The sequence below is a fragment of the Siphonobacter sp. SORGH_AS_0500 genome (genome assembly GCF_031453245.1).
Classification (GTDB): domain Bacteria; phylum Bacteroidota; class Bacteroidia; order Cytophagales; family Spirosomataceae; genus Siphonobacter.
On record NZ_JAVIYT010000001.1, the window covers coordinates 3,849,662 to 3,869,954 of the forward strand.

At 46.6% G+C, this 20,293-nt stretch carries 12 protein-coding genes; 10 read left to right on the plus strand and 2 right to left on the minus strand.

Features of this window, described 5'->3' with window-relative positions:
• The first annotated feature begins 24 nt into the window (after window positions 1-24).
• The 5 genes from QE357_RS16420 to QE357_RS16440 all read left to right on the plus strand — a co-directional run bounded on the left by QE357_RS16420 (window position 25) and on the right by QE357_RS16440 (window position 9,297).
• On the plus strand, window positions 25-3,021 hold the full coding sequence (locus tag QE357_RS16420) for a TonB-dependent receptor (protein ID WP_309709694.1): 2,997 nt from the start codon (window positions 25-27) through the stop codon (window positions 3,019-3,021).
• 69 nt (window positions 3,022-3,090) lie between these two features.
• A complete protein-coding gene (locus QE357_RS16425) occupies window positions 3,091-4,554 on the plus strand; it encodes a RagB/SusD family nutrient uptake outer membrane protein (RefSeq protein ID WP_106635225.1) in 1,464 nt (487 codons plus the stop codon).
• Between the two features lie 88 nt (window positions 4,555-4,642).
• The gene (locus QE357_RS16430; protein ID WP_309709699.1) at window positions 4,643-6,241 is read left to right on the plus strand and encodes a glucoamylase family protein; all 1,599 of its coding nucleotides are present in this window, start codon (window positions 4,643-4,645) and stop codon (window positions 6,239-6,241) included.
• Between the two features lie 59 nt (window positions 6,242-6,300).
• A complete protein-coding gene (gene bglX / locus QE357_RS16435; protein WP_309709702.1) occupies window positions 6,301-8,574 on the plus strand; it encodes a beta-glucosidase BglX in 2,274 nt (757 codons plus the stop codon).
• A gap of 144 nt (window positions 8,575-8,718) precedes the next feature.
• Entirely contained in the window at window positions 8,719-9,297 is a 579-nt protein-coding gene (locus tag QE357_RS16440) for a GNAT family N-acetyltransferase (RefSeq protein ID WP_309709705.1), read from the plus strand.
• Here the strand turns inward: QE357_RS16440 and nhaA are convergent.
• Window positions 9,270-10,442 (minus strand): Na+/H+ antiporter NhaA, encoded by a 1,173-nt coding sequence (nhaA, locus tag QE357_RS16445; RefSeq protein WP_309709708.1) that lies wholly within the window; start codon window positions 10,440-10,442, stop codon window positions 9,270-9,272. The genes QE357_RS16440 and nhaA overlap by 28 nt on opposite strands.
• A 197-nt stretch (window positions 10,443-10,639) precedes the next feature.
• Entirely contained in the window at window positions 10,640-12,202 is a 1,563-nt protein-coding gene (locus tag QE357_RS16450; RefSeq protein ID WP_106635219.1) for a M28 family peptidase, read from the minus strand.
• 669 nt (window positions 12,203-12,871) lie between these two features.
• On the opposite strand from QE357_RS16450, the gene QE357_RS16455 reads away from it, so the two are divergent.
• The 5 genes from QE357_RS16455 (at window position 12,872) to QE357_RS16475 (ending at window position 20,149) form a co-directional block, all read left to right on the plus strand.
• The gene (locus QE357_RS16455) at window positions 12,872-14,926 is read left to right on the plus strand and encodes a glycosyl hydrolase family 95 catalytic domain-containing protein (protein WP_309709713.1); all 2,055 of its coding nucleotides are present in this window, start codon (window positions 12,872-12,874) and stop codon (window positions 14,924-14,926) included.
• 238 nt (window positions 14,927-15,164) lie between these two features.
• Window positions 15,165-16,010, plus strand: coding sequence for an aldo/keto reductase (locus QE357_RS16460; RefSeq protein ID WP_309709716.1), 846 nt, complete (start codon window positions 15,165-15,167; stop codon window positions 16,008-16,010).
• Between the two features lie 320 nt (window positions 16,011-16,330).
• Entirely contained in the window at window positions 16,331-16,945 is a 615-nt protein-coding gene (locus QE357_RS16465; protein WP_307140976.1) for a (2Fe-2S)-binding protein, read from the plus strand.
• Window positions 16,942-17,928, plus strand: coding sequence for a xanthine dehydrogenase family protein subunit M (locus tag QE357_RS16470; protein ID WP_106635215.1), 987 nt, complete (start codon window positions 16,942-16,944; stop codon window positions 17,926-17,928). The genes QE357_RS16465 and QE357_RS16470 overlap by 4 nt, the downstream gene beginning before the upstream one ends.
• Before the next feature lie 4 nt (window positions 17,929-17,932).
• Complete coding sequence (locus QE357_RS16475) at window positions 17,933-20,149, plus strand: xanthine dehydrogenase family protein molybdopterin-binding subunit (protein ID WP_309709722.1); 2,217 nt, start codon at window positions 17,933-17,935, stop codon at window positions 20,147-20,149.
• Window positions 20,150-20,293 lie beyond the last annotated feature (144 nt).

Genomic DNA, 20,293 nt, shown 5'->3' on the forward strand with positions numbered 1-20,293 from the left:
CATCAAATAATACAATTCCTTAACATGAAGAAAGCTTATTACTTGTTGCTTTGTATGCTATTCCTAATCCTGACTCAAGGTCATGCTCAGGAGGCACGTCGCATCACTGGCCGAGTAACCAGTGCCGACGACAATCAGGCTTTGCCCGGTGCTACTATCGCTATAAAGGGTACAACCCGTGGTACCAACTCAGATGCTGAAGGACGTTTCTCCATTAATGCCAATGCAGGAGATGTTCTAACGGTAAGTTTCGTAGGAATGAAACCAAAAGAAGTTACCGTAACTAATGCAACGACTGACGTAACGATCACGCTGGAATCGGACGCTTCTACTTTAAACGAAGTAGTAGCCATCGGTTACGGTACGGCTCGTAAAAAAGATTTAACCGGAGCAGTAGCTTCCCTAAAAACGGCCGATCTGGTCAATCAACCCGTAGCTTCGGCAACACAAGCCATGCAGGGTAAATTGGCGGGGGTTCAGGTTACTTCTTCCGGGGAACCTGGTAGCGTACCTACCCTTCGTATCCGCGGAACGGGTACGTTGCTCGCTGGTGCAGATCCTTTATACGTAGTGGATGGAGTAATTACGGATGATATTCGGAACATCAACCCTCAGGATATCACTTCAATGGACGTACTAAAGGATGCTTCGGCAACGGCCATTTACGGGATGCGTGCAGCAAATGGGGTGGTTTTAGTAACCACCAAACGCGGTCAGTCGGGTGCTATTCGTGTGACGTACGATGGTTACGTTGGGGTTCGTCAGGCTTCGCGTAAAGTGCCTATGGCGGGTTCTCAGCAATACATTGATTTCTCAAACGAGGCATTAATTCGGGCCGGTCAGCAACCTTCTTTCACGAGTGCTGATATTAAGGCGAATACCAACTGGTTTGATGCCATTACCCGCACGGCTTTGGTTCATAACCACAACATCTCTTTAGCGGGTGGTTCTGAAAAAAGTACGTATTTTCTGAGTGGGGGTTACCTCTACGATGATGGGATTCTGAAAGGAAACGGTTACCGCCGTTTAAGCCTCCGTGCCAGCAACGATTATCAGATCAGCAAGTCCTTCAAAATTGGAGCTTCGCTTAACCTGGCTCAGGAGAATAACGAAAACAAGCCTTACTCCGCTTTTACCAGTGCTTACAAGCAGGCTCCTATCGTTCCGGTTTATAATGAAGATGGCAGCTATGGTTATACCCTTCGGAACAACGTAGCCAACCCCGTAGCTCAGTTGAATTACACGAACGATCATACCACTAGCTTACGTTTACAGGGGGTTTTATTCGCCGAATGGAACCTTACCGATGATCTGAAATTCCGCTCTAACTTCGCCGTTGAAAACCGTTCTTTCAATAACCGCAAATACAATCCGGTTTATGTAGTATCGGGTAATCAGCAGAACAATACCAGCCAACTGACGCTTCGCGATGATAACGCCAACCGCTGGGTTTGGGATAACACGTTAACATATACCAAAACGTTCGGCGAGAAGCATAACTTCAATGCTCTGGTGGGTTTCACGGGCGAACGTTACAAAACCAGTTTCTTCGGTGGTTCTCGTCTGAATGTTCCGAATGATCCGAATTATTGGGTGCTGAATTTGGGTACGCAGGCTACGGCTACGAATGAAAACGGCATGGGGCTGGAAAGACGTTTGTCCTACTACGGTCGCTTAAACTATAACTACGATGATCGTTACCTATTAACCGCTACGATTCGTCAGGATGGTTCGAGCAAGTTTCCTTCCAATAACCGCTCCAGCATTTTCCCATCCGTTGGTGCGGCGTGGCAAATTGGTAACGAGGAGTTCATGAAAGGTCAGAACCTATTCTCTACGCTGAAACTGCGGGCTAGCTGGGGTCAGGTAGGTAATGACAAAATCGTTCCGAACGCCTTCTTATATACGCTGACTTCTAACCTGGATTACCAAATTGATGGTCAGTTAGCTTCTGGTTATACGATTCAGGATATCAAGGATTTGAACCTGCGTTGGGAAGTAACAACGGAGAAAGATTTAGGACTGGAATTTGGTTTGCTGAATAACCGTCTGACGGGAGAAGTAAACTACTACGATAAGCTTACCCGTGACGCTTTGATTTACAAGCCTATTGACGCCATTTTCGGTGATAATGATTCACAATACTTAACCAACGCGGCTGACATCCGTAACCGTGGTATTGAGTTTGGCTTGAACTGGAATGAAAAGAAAGGCGATTTCCGTTACAACGTTGGCGTTAACTTAACGATTAATAATAACAAAATTGAACGTGTGAACGGCGGTCTTCCCATCCAAGCGGGTAGCTTAGGTAACGGTCAGATCACAACTCAAACCGCTGAAGGACAGCCCATCGGTAGCTTCTATGTATATCAGACCAATGGTATTTTCCAGTCACAGGCTGAGTTAGATGCCTACCCGCACATTTCATCAGCGAAAGTAGGTGATCTTCGTTACGTAGATACCAACGGTGACGGCATCATCAATGGCAATGACCGGGTGTACAAAGGTTCGTATCAGCCTAAATATTACTTCGGTTTGACGGGTGGTTTAAGTTACAAAAACTTCGATTTGAGCATAACGGCTGCGGGTAACCTGGGTAACCAGATTTACAACGGTAAGAAAGCCCAGCGTTTTGGTAATGAAAACATCGAAGCTTCGGTAACGAACTGGTGGTCGCCATCCAATACCTCCAGCACGAACCCTCGTCCTTCAAACGACGTAGCTCTGGCTTCTGATTATTACATCGAATCAGGTTCCTACCTGCGACTGAATAACATTTCGTTAGGGTACACTTTACCTAAAACGTTAACAGATAGCTGGAAAATGCAGGGTATTCGCGTGTACGCTACGGCTCAAAACCTGGTAACCTTCCAGAAATTCTCAGGCTTTACTCCTGAGCTTCCCGGAAGAACACTAGCGAATAGCACTGATCAGACCGCAGGTACATTATCCTCAGGTATTGAACTGGATGCGTATCCAACGCCACGTACATTCCTGTTAGGCTTAACCGTTAATTTCTAAGGTACGACCTCGAAGGACTAGACTTCATTCATCCCGGTCTAGTCCTGAAGACACAAAAGATACGATACAATGAAAATCAATAAATATATTTTAAGAGCTGGACTTTTCGCGGGACTTACCCTGAGCGGAACGGCTTGTAAGGATTTCCTGGAAGTAAAGCCTCAGGGCGAACTTACTCCCGATTACCTTTCTATTGACCCAGAGGCTTCAGAAGGGATTGTAACGGCGATTTATAACAAAATGCTGGACTGGAATATCCACTCTTTCTCGTGGATTGGGATCACCAGCATTGCTTCGGATGATGCCGATAAAGGCAGCGATCCCGGAGATACGGGTTCCGATAAAAACGAACTGGATGGTTTCACCTTCTCGGCAACGAGTGGTTCGTTCAATGACATCTGGCAAGGAAACTATCAGGGTATTGCCCGAGCTAATCAGGCCCTTACCTACCTGCCTAACCTGACCATTGAAGAGGCTACGAAAAATCGTCTGATCGGTGAATCGAGCTTTTTACGGGCGTATTTTTACTTCAATCTGGTTCGTACGTTTGGTGGCGTTCCTCTGATTACCAAGGTTCCCGATCCTACCAATGAGGATGATCTGAAAGCAGGACGTACCCGGGTAGCGGCAACGCAAATTTATGCGTTGATTGAAGCCGATTTGACTACTGCTATCAATAACCTTCCTGAAAAAGGGAACACGCCTGTAGGTCGTGTCACGAAAGGTGCTGCCCAGGCTCTGCTGGCTAAAGTTTCCATGTATCAGAAGAAATGGGACAAAGTACTGGAGCTGACGAATACGATCATAGCGGGTGGTAAATACTCGTTGGTGGAAGATTATTCAACGATCTGGCGTGAAGTAGGCGAAAACAATGCTGAGTCTATCTTTGAAGTTCAGGCTCAGGGAACTACGCCTAACAAAGGCATCAATAACTACTCTACCTGTCAGAGCGTACGTGGTCAATGGGGTTGGGGTTTTAATACGCCATCGGCTGATTTAGAGAAAGCGTATGAGGCTGGTGACAAGCGAAAAGACGCTACCTTTATGTACCCTGGTGAGACGCTTTGGGATGGTCAGAAAGTGTTAGCCTCGGCACCTAACCGGGCTTACAACCAGAAAGCTTACGTAAGCCGCGTGGCTGAAACGTATAACGGTAATGATTCAGAAACAAATAAAAACATGCGTATCCTGCGTTTTGCAGAAGTGTTATTAATGAATGCCGAAGCGGCTAATGAGCTGGGTCAGCCAGCTAATGCTTTGATTTCATTGAACAAAGTACGCGTTCGGGCAGGTCTGGCGGCTTTAACGACGACCACTCAAACCGACTTACGCATGAAAATCTGGAACGAGCGTCGTGTAGAATTAGCTTTTGAACATGACCGTATGTTTGATTTACGCCGTCAGGGTCGTGCGGGTACGGTTCTCCGGGCTTTGGGCCTTCCTTACGTAGATGGTAAACACGATTTGTTTCCCATTCCTCAAACGCAAATCGATTTGAGTGGTAAGGCTTTAACTCAAAATCCTGGCTATTAATCGCTATTGGACTGGACCGTAATTCAGTAATCCATTTACTGGATTACGGTCTTTATTCTTCTCATCTCCGCCCAATCATTCCTGCTTTATGACGCTACTGAAAACTCTTTCCTGGGGAGTTCTGGCATTGGCTTTGTCTACCGTTTCTTGTACGAAGTCGATTCCTGCCACTTCAAACACTTCATCAACAACTCCTCCCACTGAAAAAAATGAATACATGAATGTAGTTCAGAAAGCTACATTTAAGTATTTCTGGGATTTCGCTCATCCGATTTCCGGCATGGCTCCCGAACGTACTGCAACGCCTAACATTGTTACTACTGGCGGGACTGGCTTTGGAATTATGGGCATCGTCGTAGCCGCCGAACGCCAGTGGATTACTCGCGAACAGGCGGTAGCCCGGGTTCAGAAAATCGCTGACTTTCTGGAAAAATCCGACCGTTTTCACGGAGCCTGGTCCCACTGGCTGGACGGCAATACGGGCAAGGTAGTGCCCTTCGGACAAAAAGATAACGGCGGAGATCTCGTTGAAACGGCTTTTCTCACGAACGGTTTGTTAGTAGCTCGCGAGTACTTCAATGGTACGAATGCAGCCGAGAAAAAACTTCGCAATCAGATTACCCAATTATACGAAGGCGTAGAATGGGACTGGTACGTGCATGATGGCAAACTACGCTGGCACTGGTCCAAGCAATACGGATGGGAAATGAATATGCCCATCGAAGGTTATAATGAGTGTTTAGTTACCTACGTGCTGGCCCTGGGTTCACCTACGCACCCTATTAAGCCAGAAGTATACGCGAACACCTGGAAGCAGTCCAACCATTTTACCAATGGTAATGAGTACATGGGCTACAAGTTGAAGATTGGTTTTCCCTACGGCGGGCCTCTGTTCTTTACCCACTACTCGTACTTAAGTATGGACCCTCGCCAAATGGAGGACAAGCATACCAATTACTGGCAAATGAATCAGGCTCACACCCTGATGAACTGGGCGTACTGTGCCGAGAAAGCTCCAAAAGCTTACGGTTATTCCGAAGAAAACTGGGGACTGACTGCGAGTGACGATTATAACTTCTACGACGCTCACTCACCCACGAACGATAACGGTACCATTACGCCGACCGCCGCTCTTTCCGCTTTCCCCTACTCGCCTTATGAGTCCTGGCAGGCTCTGCGGTATTTCTATTTGAAACAGGGGAATCGTCTCTTCGGGGAATATGGGTTTTATGATGCATTTAATGCTTCTAAGAACTGGTTTTCTAACCAATACCTCGCCATTGATCAGGGACCGATTGTGGTCATGATGGAAAACTACCGAACAGGACTGATCTGGAAAGTAGGCGAACGTATTCAGGAGATCAAACAGGGCTTGCAGAAGATGGGTATTGAAAAGCCCTACTACCCTACTGGGTTTTACGCCTATCAGCCCCACCCTAAAACGGGCGAATGGAGCTTATTAAAGCACACCGATTCAGGATTATTTCCTCTGGATTTTGCCGTTCAGGGGGCCGAACCAGTAAGCCTAGAATTGAAGAATGCTTCGGGAACCGTTATTAAATTACTGGATAATAAGGTTTTAACCCCCGGTACGCATACGCATTCATTTGATGCTCCCTTTGGCAAATACACCGCCACACTTACGCAGGGTTCCGTAAAGAAAACGCTGACGCTGCTTCTGCGATAAGTATGACAAGGACCGGGTAACTGGTTAATATCAGTTACCCGGTTTTAACAATAATACCTATGAAAAAAACTTCCCTTTTGATACTGGCAGGACTGTTCAGTCTGCAAGTGCAGGCTCAGGATGCCAAAATGGACGCTTTCATTAACAAACTCATGGGCCAGATGACGATCGACGAAAAAATCGGTCAGTTGAATCTGGTTACGCCCGGAGGTTTCACCGCGACGGGAGCTACGGTTTCTCAGAACGTGGAAGAAAATATTAAATCTGGTAAAGTAGGTGGCCTGTTTGGGATTTATGATCCAGCTCTGGTTCGTAAGCCGCAGGAACTCGCTGTTAAGAACTCCCGCCTGCATATCCCACTGCTTTTTGGCTTGGATGTTATTCATGGACATAAAACCAGCTTCCCCATTCCCCTGGCTATTTCAACGAGCTGGGATTTGGAACGCATTGAAAAAAGTGCCCGAATTGCCGCTACCGAAGCTACGGCTGACGGTCTGAACTGGGTCTTTTCACCAATGGTTGACATCGCCCGCGATCCCCGCTGGGGCCGTATTTCAGAAAGCTCCGGGGAAGATCACTACCTCGGTTCACTGATTGCCAAAGCGATGGTGCGGGGGTATCAGGGTAAAGACTGGAAAAGTACCAACACGGTATTAGCCTGCGTCAAACACTTTGCTCTGTACGGAGCAGTCGAAGCCGGACGTGATTATAACACTACCGACATGAGCCGGATCAAGATGTTTGAGTATTACCTGCCGCCTTACAAAGCCGCTGTTGATGCGGGCGTGGCGAGTGTAATGACTTCATTTAACGAAATTGATGCCATTCCTGCTACAGCTAACAAATGGCTAATGACGGATTTACTTCGCAAGCAGTGGGGCTTCAAAGGGCTGGTGGTAACCGATTACACGGCTATTAATGAAATGACGGCTCACGGTTTGGGTGATTTGCAACAGGTATCTGCGAAAGCTCTTAATGCCGGAACGGATATGGACATGGTGGGTGAAGGGTATTTAACCACGCTGAAAAAATCCCTGAAAGAAGGGAAGGTTACTCAGAAGGAAATTGACCTCGCCTGCCGCCGGATTCTGGAAGCCAAGTACAAGTTGGGTTTGTTTGATGATCCCTATCGTTACCTCGACGAAAAACGTCCGGCCAAAGATATTTTCACGGCTGAAAACCGGGCCTTTGCCCGCGAACTGGCCGTTCGGAGTCAGGTATTATTGAAAAACGCCCATCAGACCTTACCGCTGAAAAAGTCGGGCTCCATTGCTCTGGTTGGACCTTTAGCGAATGATCGTAAGAATATGCTCGGTACCTGGAACATCGCGGGCGACTGGAAAAAAGCCGTTACCGTAGCCGAAGGTATTACGAATGTAGCGGGCGAAAAGGTAAAGATTAACTACGCCAAGGGAGCCAATTTCACGACGGATACGCTATTGATTCAGCGGTTGAACGCTCAGAATGGTTTGGTAGACGTAGATCCCCGTTCCCCTGAAGCCATGATTGAAGAAGCGGTTCAGGCGGCTCAGAAGTCGGATATTATTGTAGCGGTTGTTGGGGAAGCCCAGGAAATGTCAGGCGAGGCCTCCAGCCGTTCGGACATCGGTATTCCCGATAATCAGAAAGACTTATTGAAAGCTTTGAAAAAGACGGGTAAGCCTCTGGTGGTGGTGTTAATGAGTGGTCGTCCCTTGACCTTAACCTGGGAAAACGAAAACGCGGATGCTATGCTGGAAGCCTGGTTTGGTGGAACGGAATCGGGTAATGCCGTGGCGGACGTGCTGTTTGGCAACTATAACCCTTCGGGAAAACTCACGGCCACTTTCCCCCGCAACGTCGGTCAGATTCCGATTTATTACAACCATAAAAACACGGGTCGTCCCTACGAAGGCGTGTTACTGGACAAGTTCAAGTCGCGTTACCTGGACGTTTCCAATGATCCACTCTTTCCTTTCGGTTACGGTTTGAGTTATACAACTTTCAGTTACAGCGATGTCAAGCTAAGTAAATCAACCTTGAAAGGAAACGAAACGCTGAAAGCTACCGTAACCGTCGCTAATACAGGAAAATATGCCGGAGAAGAAGTCGTTCAGCTTTACCTCAGCGATCCTGTTGCGAGTGTGACCCGGGCGGTTAAAGATTTGAAAGGTTTTCAGAAAATCAGTTTAAAACCCGGCGAAAGCAAAGACGTAACATTTGACATTACTCCCGAACAGCTTAAATTCTATAACAGCGATTTGAAGTACGATTGGGAAGCCGGTGAATTTCACGTTCACATTGGAACGAACTCCAGCGAAGTGAAAACGGCGAAAATTACCTGGAATAAATAGTGTGTATATAGTTCATCATAGATGTGCCTGATTGCGTAGATGCCAGCTAGCTTAGCTGGCATCTTTTGTTAAGTATTGTTTTCAGGATTTTAAGTCAAATTAGGTAGAAATACTTTTATTTTTGGACTTACAACTGGAAACCTCATGTTACTGGCTACCCCCCAAAACCGAAGAGAAATCCTTGAAACCTTAAATCAGGCTTTCTATACCAATAATCATTTAAACTGGCTGGCAACCGGAAAAACGCAGGCTTCCAAACGGATTCAGCCGCTCGTTGCTTACACTTTTGATTATGGCATTCGGCACGGAAAAGTCTTTTCTACACCCCAGCAGGAAGGCGTAGCCATCTGGAAACGATACCCAGCGAAAGGGGATTTTTTGCGGGATTCGCTTTTGAGTCTTCAATTAGTGAGTCAGCTAGGGCTAGCACCCATTCCCCGCATTTTGAAAACGGAAGCTTACGTCGAGAAGCAACGCTCCCAATACCCTTACCTCTACCTGTGGATGCTGGGCGTTCATCCTCAATTTCAGGGAAAAGGCTTTGCTAGTTCATTACTTGACCCCCTATTACTGGAAGCCCAGAATGAAGAAATCCCGGTTTTGCTGGAAACCAGTACCCTTCAAAACGTAAGCCTTTATCAACATAAAGGCTTCGAAGTCTACCATGAATATCAGCCCAGTCGGGAGTTAACCATTTACTTTTTGCGGAAAGACCCCTCATAAGGCATTGGTTTCGTTGCCCATCTCAGGAGTATAAACCCAAGTAGTCCTGCTGTAAATGAGGTCAGAATAATGGATAATTTGGCTCCATTTAAAAATTCAGGATTGCTGAAAGAAAGGTTAGTCAAAAAGATGGACATCGTGAACCCAATACCTGCGACTACTCCCGCTCCTGTCATTTGTTTCCAGTTGGTATGCAAGGGCAAAGCAGCCGCTTTCGACTGAATTAATAGAAAAGATGCCAGACTGATACCCAGCGGCTTTCCCAGTAATAAACCCAGAAAAATGCCTAATTCCATCGGCTCCAGCAAGGATTGAAAAGCTTCGGCTGATAAATGGATCGTGGTATTAGCCAGAGCAAAAAGGGGCAGTAATAAGTAGTTAACGGGTTTGTTCAAACGATGTTCCAGCCCCGAAATAGCCTCCAGCGGAATGGTAAAAGCCAGAATAACACCTGCCAGCGTAGCGTGGATTCCTGACTGAAGAATGCAGTACCATAGTATAATTCCCAAAAACCAGTGAGCATATAAGGTTCTGATTTTCAGTCGACTTAATACAATCAAAACCGTAGTAATAGCCGCAGCAAGGGCTAGATAGACCCATTGCAATTGTTCAGTGTAGAAAAAAGCAATAATCAGAATGGCTCCGAGGTCGTCAATAATAGCCAGAGCCGTTAGAAAGACCTTCAACCCTAGCGGCACCCGATTTCCTACTAACGAGAGCACGGCCAGTGAAAAAGCAATGTCCGTAGAGGTGGGAATAGCCCAGCCGCTGGCTGCTGACGTTCCATGATTGAACGCCAGAAAAATCAGAGCAGGCGTGATTAATCCTCCAAGGGCCGCTACGATGGGTAATAGAGCTTGCTTCATACTCGAAAGCTCCCCTACCTGCAATTCCCGCTTGATTTCTATTCCCACAAGAAAGAAAAAAACGACCATTAAGGCATCATTTACCCACGCTTCAACCGACAAAGCTAAAGACCCCGTTCCTATCGTTGTTTCCCAAAAGTGCAGATAAGATTCTCCCTGACTGGAATTAGTGATTACTAACGAAACCGTCGTCGCCAACAGCAGTAAAATACCTCCTAATTGTCCGTTTTCAGAAAAGGATTTAATGAATTGAGAAGTTTTGAATAGTTGTTTATTCATACGAATGGCTTACGCTTGTTTGGTATCTTTTTGCTTGGTTAATATCATTTTTTAATTTCAACTCAGCCTTTTTGAAGCTTTTGTTTTTACGGCATGCTCCGTCAAAAATCATTACCAGTCCAACCTACAAGTGTTTACAAAAAATCCAGCCGCTTTGTTAGACAAACGGCTGGATTCATTTTTCAGGTACTACTGAATTAAGGCTTATTAGAGTCTACCACAATGCGTTTATCACGGTTGACTAAATCCCAGGCGGTATAGAATACCAATCGAGCCGTTTTTTCAGCCTTATCGAATTCGATTTTTTCTACGTCATCCGTTGGCCGGTGGTAATCATCGTGAACCCCATTGAAGTAGAAAATGATGGGGATTTTCTTCGCCGCGAAGTTGTAGTGATCGGAACGGTAATAGAACCGATTTACATCGTTAGGATCGTTGAAGGTATAATCCAGATCCATTTTAATGTACTTTTTGTTAGCCTCTTCGTTAATGGCGTGCAATTCCGAAGAAAGCTTATCCGAGCCAATCACGTAAATGTAATCAGGCTTGCCTTCATGAGCCTTGTCAACCCGGCCCACCATGTCAATGTTTAAATCGGCAATAGTATTTTCGAGCGGAATCAGCGGATGATTTACGTAATATTCTGAACCTAGCAGGCCTTTTTCTTCACCCGTTACGGTCATGAACAGAATGCTCCGACGCGGACGGGCTCCTGACTTTGCTGCTTTTGAAAATGCTTCAGCCAGTTCCATAACGCTTACCGTACCCGAACCGTCGTCATTCGCTCCATTATTGATTTTGCCATCTTCCGAAATACCAATGTGATCGTAGTGAGCCGTTACTACCAGTACTTCATTTTTCTTGTCCGTCCCTTCCAGAAAACCAACCACGTTAGAAGTCTCAATCGGCGTCTGTTTTTCAACTGCTTTCAGGGTAATGGTATGGTTGAGATCCCTTGCTTGCGTCTTACCCGCCATTAAATCAGCCAGTTGCTGATCATCCAGACCTAAAATTTCTTTGGCTAAGCCCTGTTTTAACTGAACGGTTAATAAAGTTGAAGCCGGACGCTCTTCATCCTTGAATGTCAGACGGTTCATTCGGGGCGAGTAGGCCCGCATCCGAGCGTATAATTTATCCGTTTGTTCATCCGAACCGGGAGCGATGGTGACCACGCAACGAGCTCCTTTTTCCTGAAGCAAAGCCATTTTCTTGCGGGAAGCTTCGGGATTTTTTGACCAGGAAGAAGCTTGAGACGTGCCCGAAATCAGGTAAGTCCCATCTTCTTTTTTGGGCTCGCCGGGTAGCATTAATACGGCTTTACCCTTTAAATCCAGACCTTTAAGATCAGAGTATTTCTCGTCGTCAATGCCGTATCCAACAAAAACGATGTCGAGTGTTTCTTCCTTTGAGAAGTTACTTGATCCCGTCACGTAGAAATCCTTGAGGAGTTCTTTTGTTCCGCTGGTCGTCTTCACGTATACGTCTCCCCAGCCTAATTCAACTAATTCCACGGGCTGGAGGTAACTACCGTTAGGGCCAATGCCTTTGAGTCCTAAGCTCTTAAAATGATTGGCAATGTATTCAGCAGCTTTGTGCTGACCACGCGTTCCGGTTCCGCGACCTTCCAGCTCATCCGATGCCAGATAGCTCAGGTGTTTTTTGAGGTCTGCTGCCGTAATAGATGCGGCAAATTTCGTTGGATTCTGAGCCTGAGCAAACGCCAGCGGACTCATTGCCAACAGGGTAAGGAGTTTTTTCATGAAGTGAATCTATGGAAATCAAATCTCTAAAATTAAACGCTTTCGGGCACTTCTGCTATACAAATGAGATGAAAGGTTTCTGCATTGCGTTTTTAGATGCCCTTCAGGCTGTGTATGAATGGCATTTTAGATTACTACCCACAACCTTTCATCCAGAGCGAAGCGAAGGATCTTACTTGTGTTCCCCGGATTTCATCCGGGGCTATCTACATTGAACCCCGCTGGGGTTATTGTTAAAACAGGTTTGCGATAGATAAACTCTAAGGATACATAATTACTTCATCATCAGAGCCTGTCATCCAGAGCGAAGCGAAGGACCTTACTTGGTGCTTCCCCGGATTTCATCCCGGAACAATGTTAGGAACAGAAGTATCATCAATAACCTCAAACCCGCCCCATTCTACCTAAGGTCTCTCACTACGTTCGAGATGACAGAGGTAGAAGTTACTCTTTTCAACCTCTAAAAATTCCCTCTCATTTCTACCCAAACAGTAGACTTACTCCTGCCCTGATTTGCCTTAGGGTTTCTTTTAGGAAAACACAAATTCAACTCCTAATGCCAGAGCTGATAAGCCAGTTACTAAATAGTTACCTAAGTATTTACACTCATCCACTCGTATGTAATCAGATTTTATTTACTTTACTTCTTTATTTATTTCAATAAAATATATGAATATAACCAAATCATTACTTCTCTTTTGTACAGCTCTCAGTTCTTCCTGGCTACAGGCACAAGACCCGGGCTGGACTATTACAGCTCAGGATATTAACCCGAACCGTTACTACGGCGTTAGTGTAGCCAATGGAATGATTGGCATTGTTTCTTCGGCCACTCCTCTGAAAGTGAATGATGTCGTTCTGAATGGGACTTTCGACAGCTACGGAAGAGGACGTGTTTCTAACATTCTAAAGGTGTTTGATTTTGCCAATATGGACCTGGAAGTTGATGGTCAGCGAGTGGATCGAACCGGCATTCAGCATTATCAGCAAGAGCTGGATATGAAACACGCTACCCTTACCACCAGCTTTACTTTCGGCAATAAGGTAGTCGTAAAAGAGTCCATTAGGGCTCTCCGGCATTTACCTCATACGGCTTTAATTGATGTTGAAATTCAGGCGAAAGCTGATGTTGAAATTACTCCGCACAGCGTACTATCCTCCCCGGATTTATTAAGGGACGTTGAAAACTTCTATCATACCATTGACCGCCCCCATTCGCTAATTCCTTTGATGACTTCGGTAGCCAAATCGCCCACGGGAAAGCACTTGGTAGCGGCTTCCAACAGCATCATTTTCAACGAGCCTCGGGGTAAAGAACCCGCTTTGATTCACGAAGAATGGGATTCAGGGCTTCATCGGCTCAAGTTCAGTAAAAAGCTGAAAGCCGGTGAAACTTATCGGTTTAGCATTGTAGGGTCTGTTATCTCCACCGAACATACTCCAGACCCGCATAACGAGGCAGAACGACTAACCATTTTTGCAGCTCTTGAACGGCGGGATCGGCTAGTCCAGCGTCATAACGAAGCCTGGGATAAGCTTTGGGAGTCGGACATTATCATCGAAGGCGATCCAGAAGCTCAGCGGGCCGCTCGTTTCTCGCTTTATCATCTTTATTCTTTTTGCCGGGAAGGTCAGGCCTACAGTTTATCTCCCATGGGCCTTTCGGGTCTGGGTTATAACGGACATGTATTCTGGGATACCGAAATCTGGATGTATCCCCCCGTTTTACTCATGCACCCAGAAATTGCCAAATCTCTGCTCGAGTATCGATTTGAACGAATGGATGCCGCCCGGCAGAATGCAAAGTCACACGGGTATCAGGGAGTAATGTTCCCCTGGGAATCCGACGATAAAGGACAGGAAGCTACACCCGTCTGGGCTCTTACGGGACCTTTTCAACACCACATTACTGGCGACGTAGGTTTTGCATTCTGGAAATACTATCAAGTTACCCAGGATAAAGCCTGGCTAAAAGACAGAGGCTACCCACTTTTAAAAGAAGTAGCTGACTTCTGGGTGAGTCGGGCGGAAAAAGGAAAGGATGGCAAGTATCACATTATCAATGTAGTCTGTGCGGATGAATGGGCTGAAAACGTGGATGACAATGCGTACACGAACGGCATGGCCCGTGAAGTGTTAAGCTTTGCCAATCAGGCTGCCCGCGAACTAGGCTTCCCAGAAAACAGCCGCTGGAAAGAAGTAGCAGAAGGGTTGGTCATTTATAAATTCCCAGATGGCGTAACGAAAGAATACGCTACCTACAATGGAGAGATCATCAAGCAGGGAGACGTAAACCTGCTGGCTTATCCCATGAAACAAGTAACGGATCCGAAGGACATTAAAAAGGATTTAGATTATTACTGGAAAGTTTTAGCCGATAACCAACCGGGACGTAAGGGGCAATCGCCAGCCATGGCTCACGGCATTTTCTCTATTCTTTATAACCGACTGGGAGAAACGGATAAAGCTTACGAGTTATACATGGATAGTTACAAACCCAATGAGGTTCCTCCGTTTGGTGTATTAGCCGAAACGGCGGGTGGCACCAATCCGTATTTCGCAACGGGTGCAGGTGGCTATCTTCAGACGCTGTTAGCGGGCTTTGGAGGCTTGGATATTACCGACAAGGGTATTATTCAACTGAAAACGCGACTTCCCAAACATTGGAAATCACTTACGTTGAAAGGAATAGGCGTTGATAAAAAAACGTATGTAGTGAAGTAATTCATGAGAAATTGTCCTGAAAAGCCGATGAGCGTTCCTGTTCATCGGCTTTTTTAGTTTCACGGCTCTTCTTTTAGCCTATCATGAAATCTAGGGCGGCATATTCTTTTAGTATCTACCCGTATGAAGTGTTATACCTGAAAGTTTCCTGAGTTAAACTCGTTCGGGGCAACGCTTCCTGAGTTATTCAACTTGGGTTAATCAGTAATCAAATCTACTATTCATCGTTTTTGAGATCATGACTTCCAATACCACAAAACATACCTTCAAAATCGGAGGTGAATTTGAAGTGAATCGCCTGGGCTACGGCGGAATGCAATTAACAGGCAGCGGCGTCTGGGGCGATGCTCCTGACCGTGAAAAAGCTAAAAAAGTATTACAAACTGCGGTTGAATCCGGTCTTAACTTTATTGATACGGCTGATTCATACGGGCCGCACACCAACGAAGTGCTTATTGCGGAGGCTCTGTATCCGTACAAAGAAGGCTTAGTAATCGCCACTAAAGGCGGACTGGAACGAACCGGTCCTAACCAATGGCCCGTCAATGGCCACCCGGATCATATTCGGGAAGCAATTGAGGGCAGTTTGCAACGCCTGAAACTGGACGTGATTGACCTCTGGCAATTGCACCGTTTTGACCCCAAAGTTCCCGTAGAAGAAACGCTCGGGCCAGTTGTAGACGCGGTCAAGGCGGGAAAAATCAAGCACGTCGGTTTATCCGAAGTAGGCATTGATCAGATCAAGCAGGCAGAGAAGGTGGTTCCTATTGTCTCTGTTCAAAATTTGTATAACCTCGGTGACCGCCATTGGGAGGATGTACTGGACTATACTACCGAACGCAACATGGCTTTTATCCCCTGGTTTCCATTAGCTTCGGGACCGGATAAAATGAAAGAGAAAATTCAGGAAATCGCTCAGAAACACGAAGCAACTACCGCCCAAATCGCTTTGGCCTGGTTACTGAAACGAGCCCCGAATATTCTATTAATTCCGGGAACGAGTTCAGTTGAACACTTACTGGAAAACCTGAAGGCTTCAGAAATTGAGTTAACCGACGACGAATTTCAAACGCTTTCCGCGTAACATCATAACCACCGAAAGAGGCAGAAAGTCTGCCTCTTTCGGTGGTTAATAAGAATTGTCGATTTACCGCGTTTCCCAAATCAGCATGGTTATACGTTAACAAGTAACCAGTTTGTCAATAGAGACTAGACGCGATCAATTGGCGTCTCTACTATTAATGTTTAGCGAAGCTTCACCTGCAACTTTAAAGGCCAAATTTTGAATAAACATTACCTACGCTAATCCGTTGAATTTATTAAGTAAAACCCATTTCAAGTCCTCTTTGTGCTTGAAATGAATCTCTTCCCGCACTGAAGAATTGTCTTACATAATCCTTTTTTATGAAAACGAGCAAAAAAAAGGTTGAAAACGAAGCCCGGCGTGATTTCCTCAAGCAATCGTCCGTGCTGTCTGCATTAGTTCTTTCTCCGGGCAAAGCCGTACAAGATCCCGAATGGGATGAAAAAGTGGCCGCCCCTTTCGAAAAAGTCGCGTTAAAACTGGAAGTGAACGGTGTAAAACACAACCTTAGCGTTGAGCCTCGCACCACTCTACTGGATTTATTACGCGAGCAGTTACACCTGACGGGCACCAAAAAAGGCTGCGATTTTGGTCAATGCGGAGCCTGTACAGTTCATTCAGATGGTCAGCGAGTCAATTCCTGCCTGACATTAGCCGTTACTGAAGACGGAAAGAAGATCACTACCATTGAAGGCATTTCGAAAGGGGATGACTTACACCCCATGCAGGAAGCCTTCATCAAACACGATGGTTTTCAGTGTGGGTATTGCACCCCGGGTCAGATCATGTCCGGCATTGCCTGCATTCGCGAAGGGCATGCTGATACCGAAGATGAAATTCGGGAATACATGAGCGGAAATATTTGCCGCTGTGGAGCTTATCCCAACATCGTCGATGCGATTATGGAAGTGAAGAAAGGAGGACAAACGGTATGAAAGCCTTTCAATACGTCCGAAGCACCACGGCCAAATCGGCCATCGAGGCCTTAGCCAAAGACCCCTCAGCCATGTTTCTCGCCGGAGGAACCAATCTGGTCGATTTAATGAAACGCGGGGTTACCGAGCCAGATAAACTGATTGACATCAGTCGGTTACCCTATACTAAAATTGAAAAAGAAAGTTCGGGCGTTCGCATCGGAGCGATGGCATTGAATAGTCAGGTTGCCGATGATAAGCTGATTCAGGAAAAATGGCCTTTACTTTCGCTGGCTCTGAACGCCGGAGCGTCGGCTCAGTTACGCAATAAGGCGACGGTAGGTGGAAATATGCTACAGCGAACCCGCTGTGGCTATTTTTATGATACTGAAATGGATTGCAACAAACGTCAGCCCGGCTCAGGCTGCGGAGCCAAAGAAGGCTATAACCGAATGCACGCCATTTTTGGTACCAGCGAACATTGCATTGCCGTACATCCCAGCGACATGTGCATTGCCCTGGCCGCTCTGGATGCCACCGTTATTGTACAGGGGCCTAAAGGCGAACGTAAAATTCCATTTGCCGACTTTCACCGCCTTCCCGGCGATCATCCTGAAAAAGATAATACGCTGGAAAAGGGAGAGTTAATAACTGCTGTCACCCTCCCCGACTCGCCCTATGCCAAGAACGTTCATTACCTCAAAGTCCGCGACCGTACGTCTTACGCCTTTGCTTTGGTATCTGTTGCGGCGGCTCTGGAGCTAGATGGAAAAACGATTAAGTCGGCCCGGCTGGCCATGGGCGGCGTCGCTCATAAGCCCTGGCGATTGCTGGAAGCAGAAAAGGCTTTGGTAGGTCAAACCGTATCGGAAGCCACGTTCCAGAAAGCGGCTGAAGTCGCCATGACTGGAGCTAAAGGCTATGAGTACAACTCATTTAAACTGAAACTAGCCCCCAATTCCATAGTCGAAGCACTCAAAATCGCCGCTGGCTTAACCGCATGATCGTATGAAAAATAAAGACGAAAAGATCGGCGGACGTATGAGTCGCGTCGATGCTGTGTTGAAAGTAACTGGAGGAGCTACTTATTTTGCTGAATACGAAGTCCCGAATCTGACTTATGGCGTGCTGGTACCCAGCACCATAACCCGAGGTCGGATTAAAAATATTGATACAAAAAAAGCCGAAAGTGCTCCGGGTGTTCTAGCCGTACTTACGCATGTAAACGCACCCAAAGTTCCAGCCTATGAAGCGAAAGAGCCCAGCAAGACCAGCTCGGGTCGTGGGCCGGGCATGATGGCTTTTCACAATGATGAAATCCATTTCAACGGTCAGCCTATTGCGATGGTCGTTGCCGATACATTTGAACGGGCAACTTACGCGGCGTCCTTAGTGAAGGCTGAGTATCAGGAACAAAAACACCAGACCGACTTAAAAGCGAACCTCGCCAAAGGTAATGTACCCAAGACCAACAAGTCTTTGCAGGATTACCAGCGGGGCGAGAAAGATGCGTACAAAACCGCTCCGGTAAATCTGGAAGAAGAATATGTCCTACCTAGCGAGGTTCATAACCCCATGGAGTTACACGGGATTCTGGCTCAGTGGGATGGGCCGGACAAACTTACCGTTTACGCCAAAACGCAAGGTGTAAAGATGACGCAGCAGGTCATTGCAGAAACCTTTAAGCTACCGAAAGAAAACGTGCAGGTGCATTCGCAATTTGTAGGCGGAGCCTTTGGGATGTCTCTTCGGGTATGGCCCCACGAAATCGCTACGATTCTGGCCGCGAAAAAGGTGAACCGTCCGGTAAAGCTGGTTATAACTCGCAATGAAATGTTCACCATTGCCGGTTATCGTCCCCATACGCATCAGAAGATTGGTATTGGAGCGACGAAAGAAGGAAAAATAGTAGGCATTTCGCATTGGGCGAATGTGCAGAATAGTAATTACGAGGAGTTTACGGAAGCGACGGTAGCCATGACCAAGTTCATGTACCAGATCCCGAACGTAAATACGACTTATCGCGTAGTGCCACTGGATATTTGCTCGCCCATTCCCATGCGTGGTCCCGGCGAAGCAACGGGGGCATTTGCCCTGGAATCGGCCATTGATGAGTTATCCTATGCTCTGGATGTCGATCCCATTGAATTACGTATCATGAATTATCCGGAAAAAGATCCGGAACGGGATTTACCCTGGTCAAGTAACTACGTTCGAGAAGCGTATAAAATGGGGGCGGATAAAATTGGCTGGTCAAATCGAAGTAATCAACCAAAAGCCAAAATGGAAGATGGCATGTGGGTGGGTTATGGCATGGCCACGGGCACCTTTGGAGCCCATCGTCGGCCCGCCACGGCCCGAGCCTGCCTAAATGCCAACGGAACGTTACTAGTGCAGAGTGCCGCCAGTGATATTGGTCCCGGTACTGGAACGGCTATGGTTCAGATTGCGGCAGATGTGATGGGCATTCCAGCTAATCGAATCAAATTCGAACTGGGGGAATCCAATTTACCCGATGCCCCGATTCAGGGTGGTTCGGCAACAGTGGCTTCCGTAGGTTCAGCCGTACACGAAGCCTGTATGGAGTTACGGCAAAAGCTGGTGGAACTTTCAGGGAATGCCTTGAAAAATGCGAAAGTCGATACGTTGGTCTACGAGGATGGAAAAATCAGTTCACCCAAAGACCGCTCGGCCAGCATTACGTATGCTGAAGTATTGAAGCGAAATAACTTACCGAAACTGGAAGTAATCAAAGAGTCCAAACTGAGCGAAGACCAGCAGAAGAAATTTGCGATGTATTCCTTTTCAGTCCATTTCGTGAAAGTACATGTGCATCCCACCACTGGCGTTGTAAAAGTAAAACACGCCGTAGCTCTGGCCGATGCGGGAACCATCGTAAACCATAAAACAGCCAGCAGCCAGATGATGGGCGGAGCCGTCGGTGGCATTGGCATGGCGTTAACCGAAGAGGCCGTGATTGACCACCGTTTTGGACGTTACGTCAATAATAACTTCGCCGATTACCACGTCCCCGTCAATGCCGACGTTCCTGAGGTAGATGTATTATTCGTGGATAAAAAAGATCCGTATACCACACCTATGGGTTCGAAAGGTCTGGGCGAAATCGCCATTATTGGCATGGCTCCGGCTATCGCCAATGCCGTTTATAACGCCACCGGGAAACGGATTAGAGAATTACCTATTACGCCTGATAAGTTGATTTAGTTGTTAGTTGTTAGTTGTTAGTTGTTAGTTGTTAGTTACAAAAAATAAAAAGGTACAGCATTACTAGTGCTGTACCTTTTTTATTTTTTTATGGTAGAGACGTCGATTTATCGCGTCTCCTACTCGGATTATGATAATTTTCAG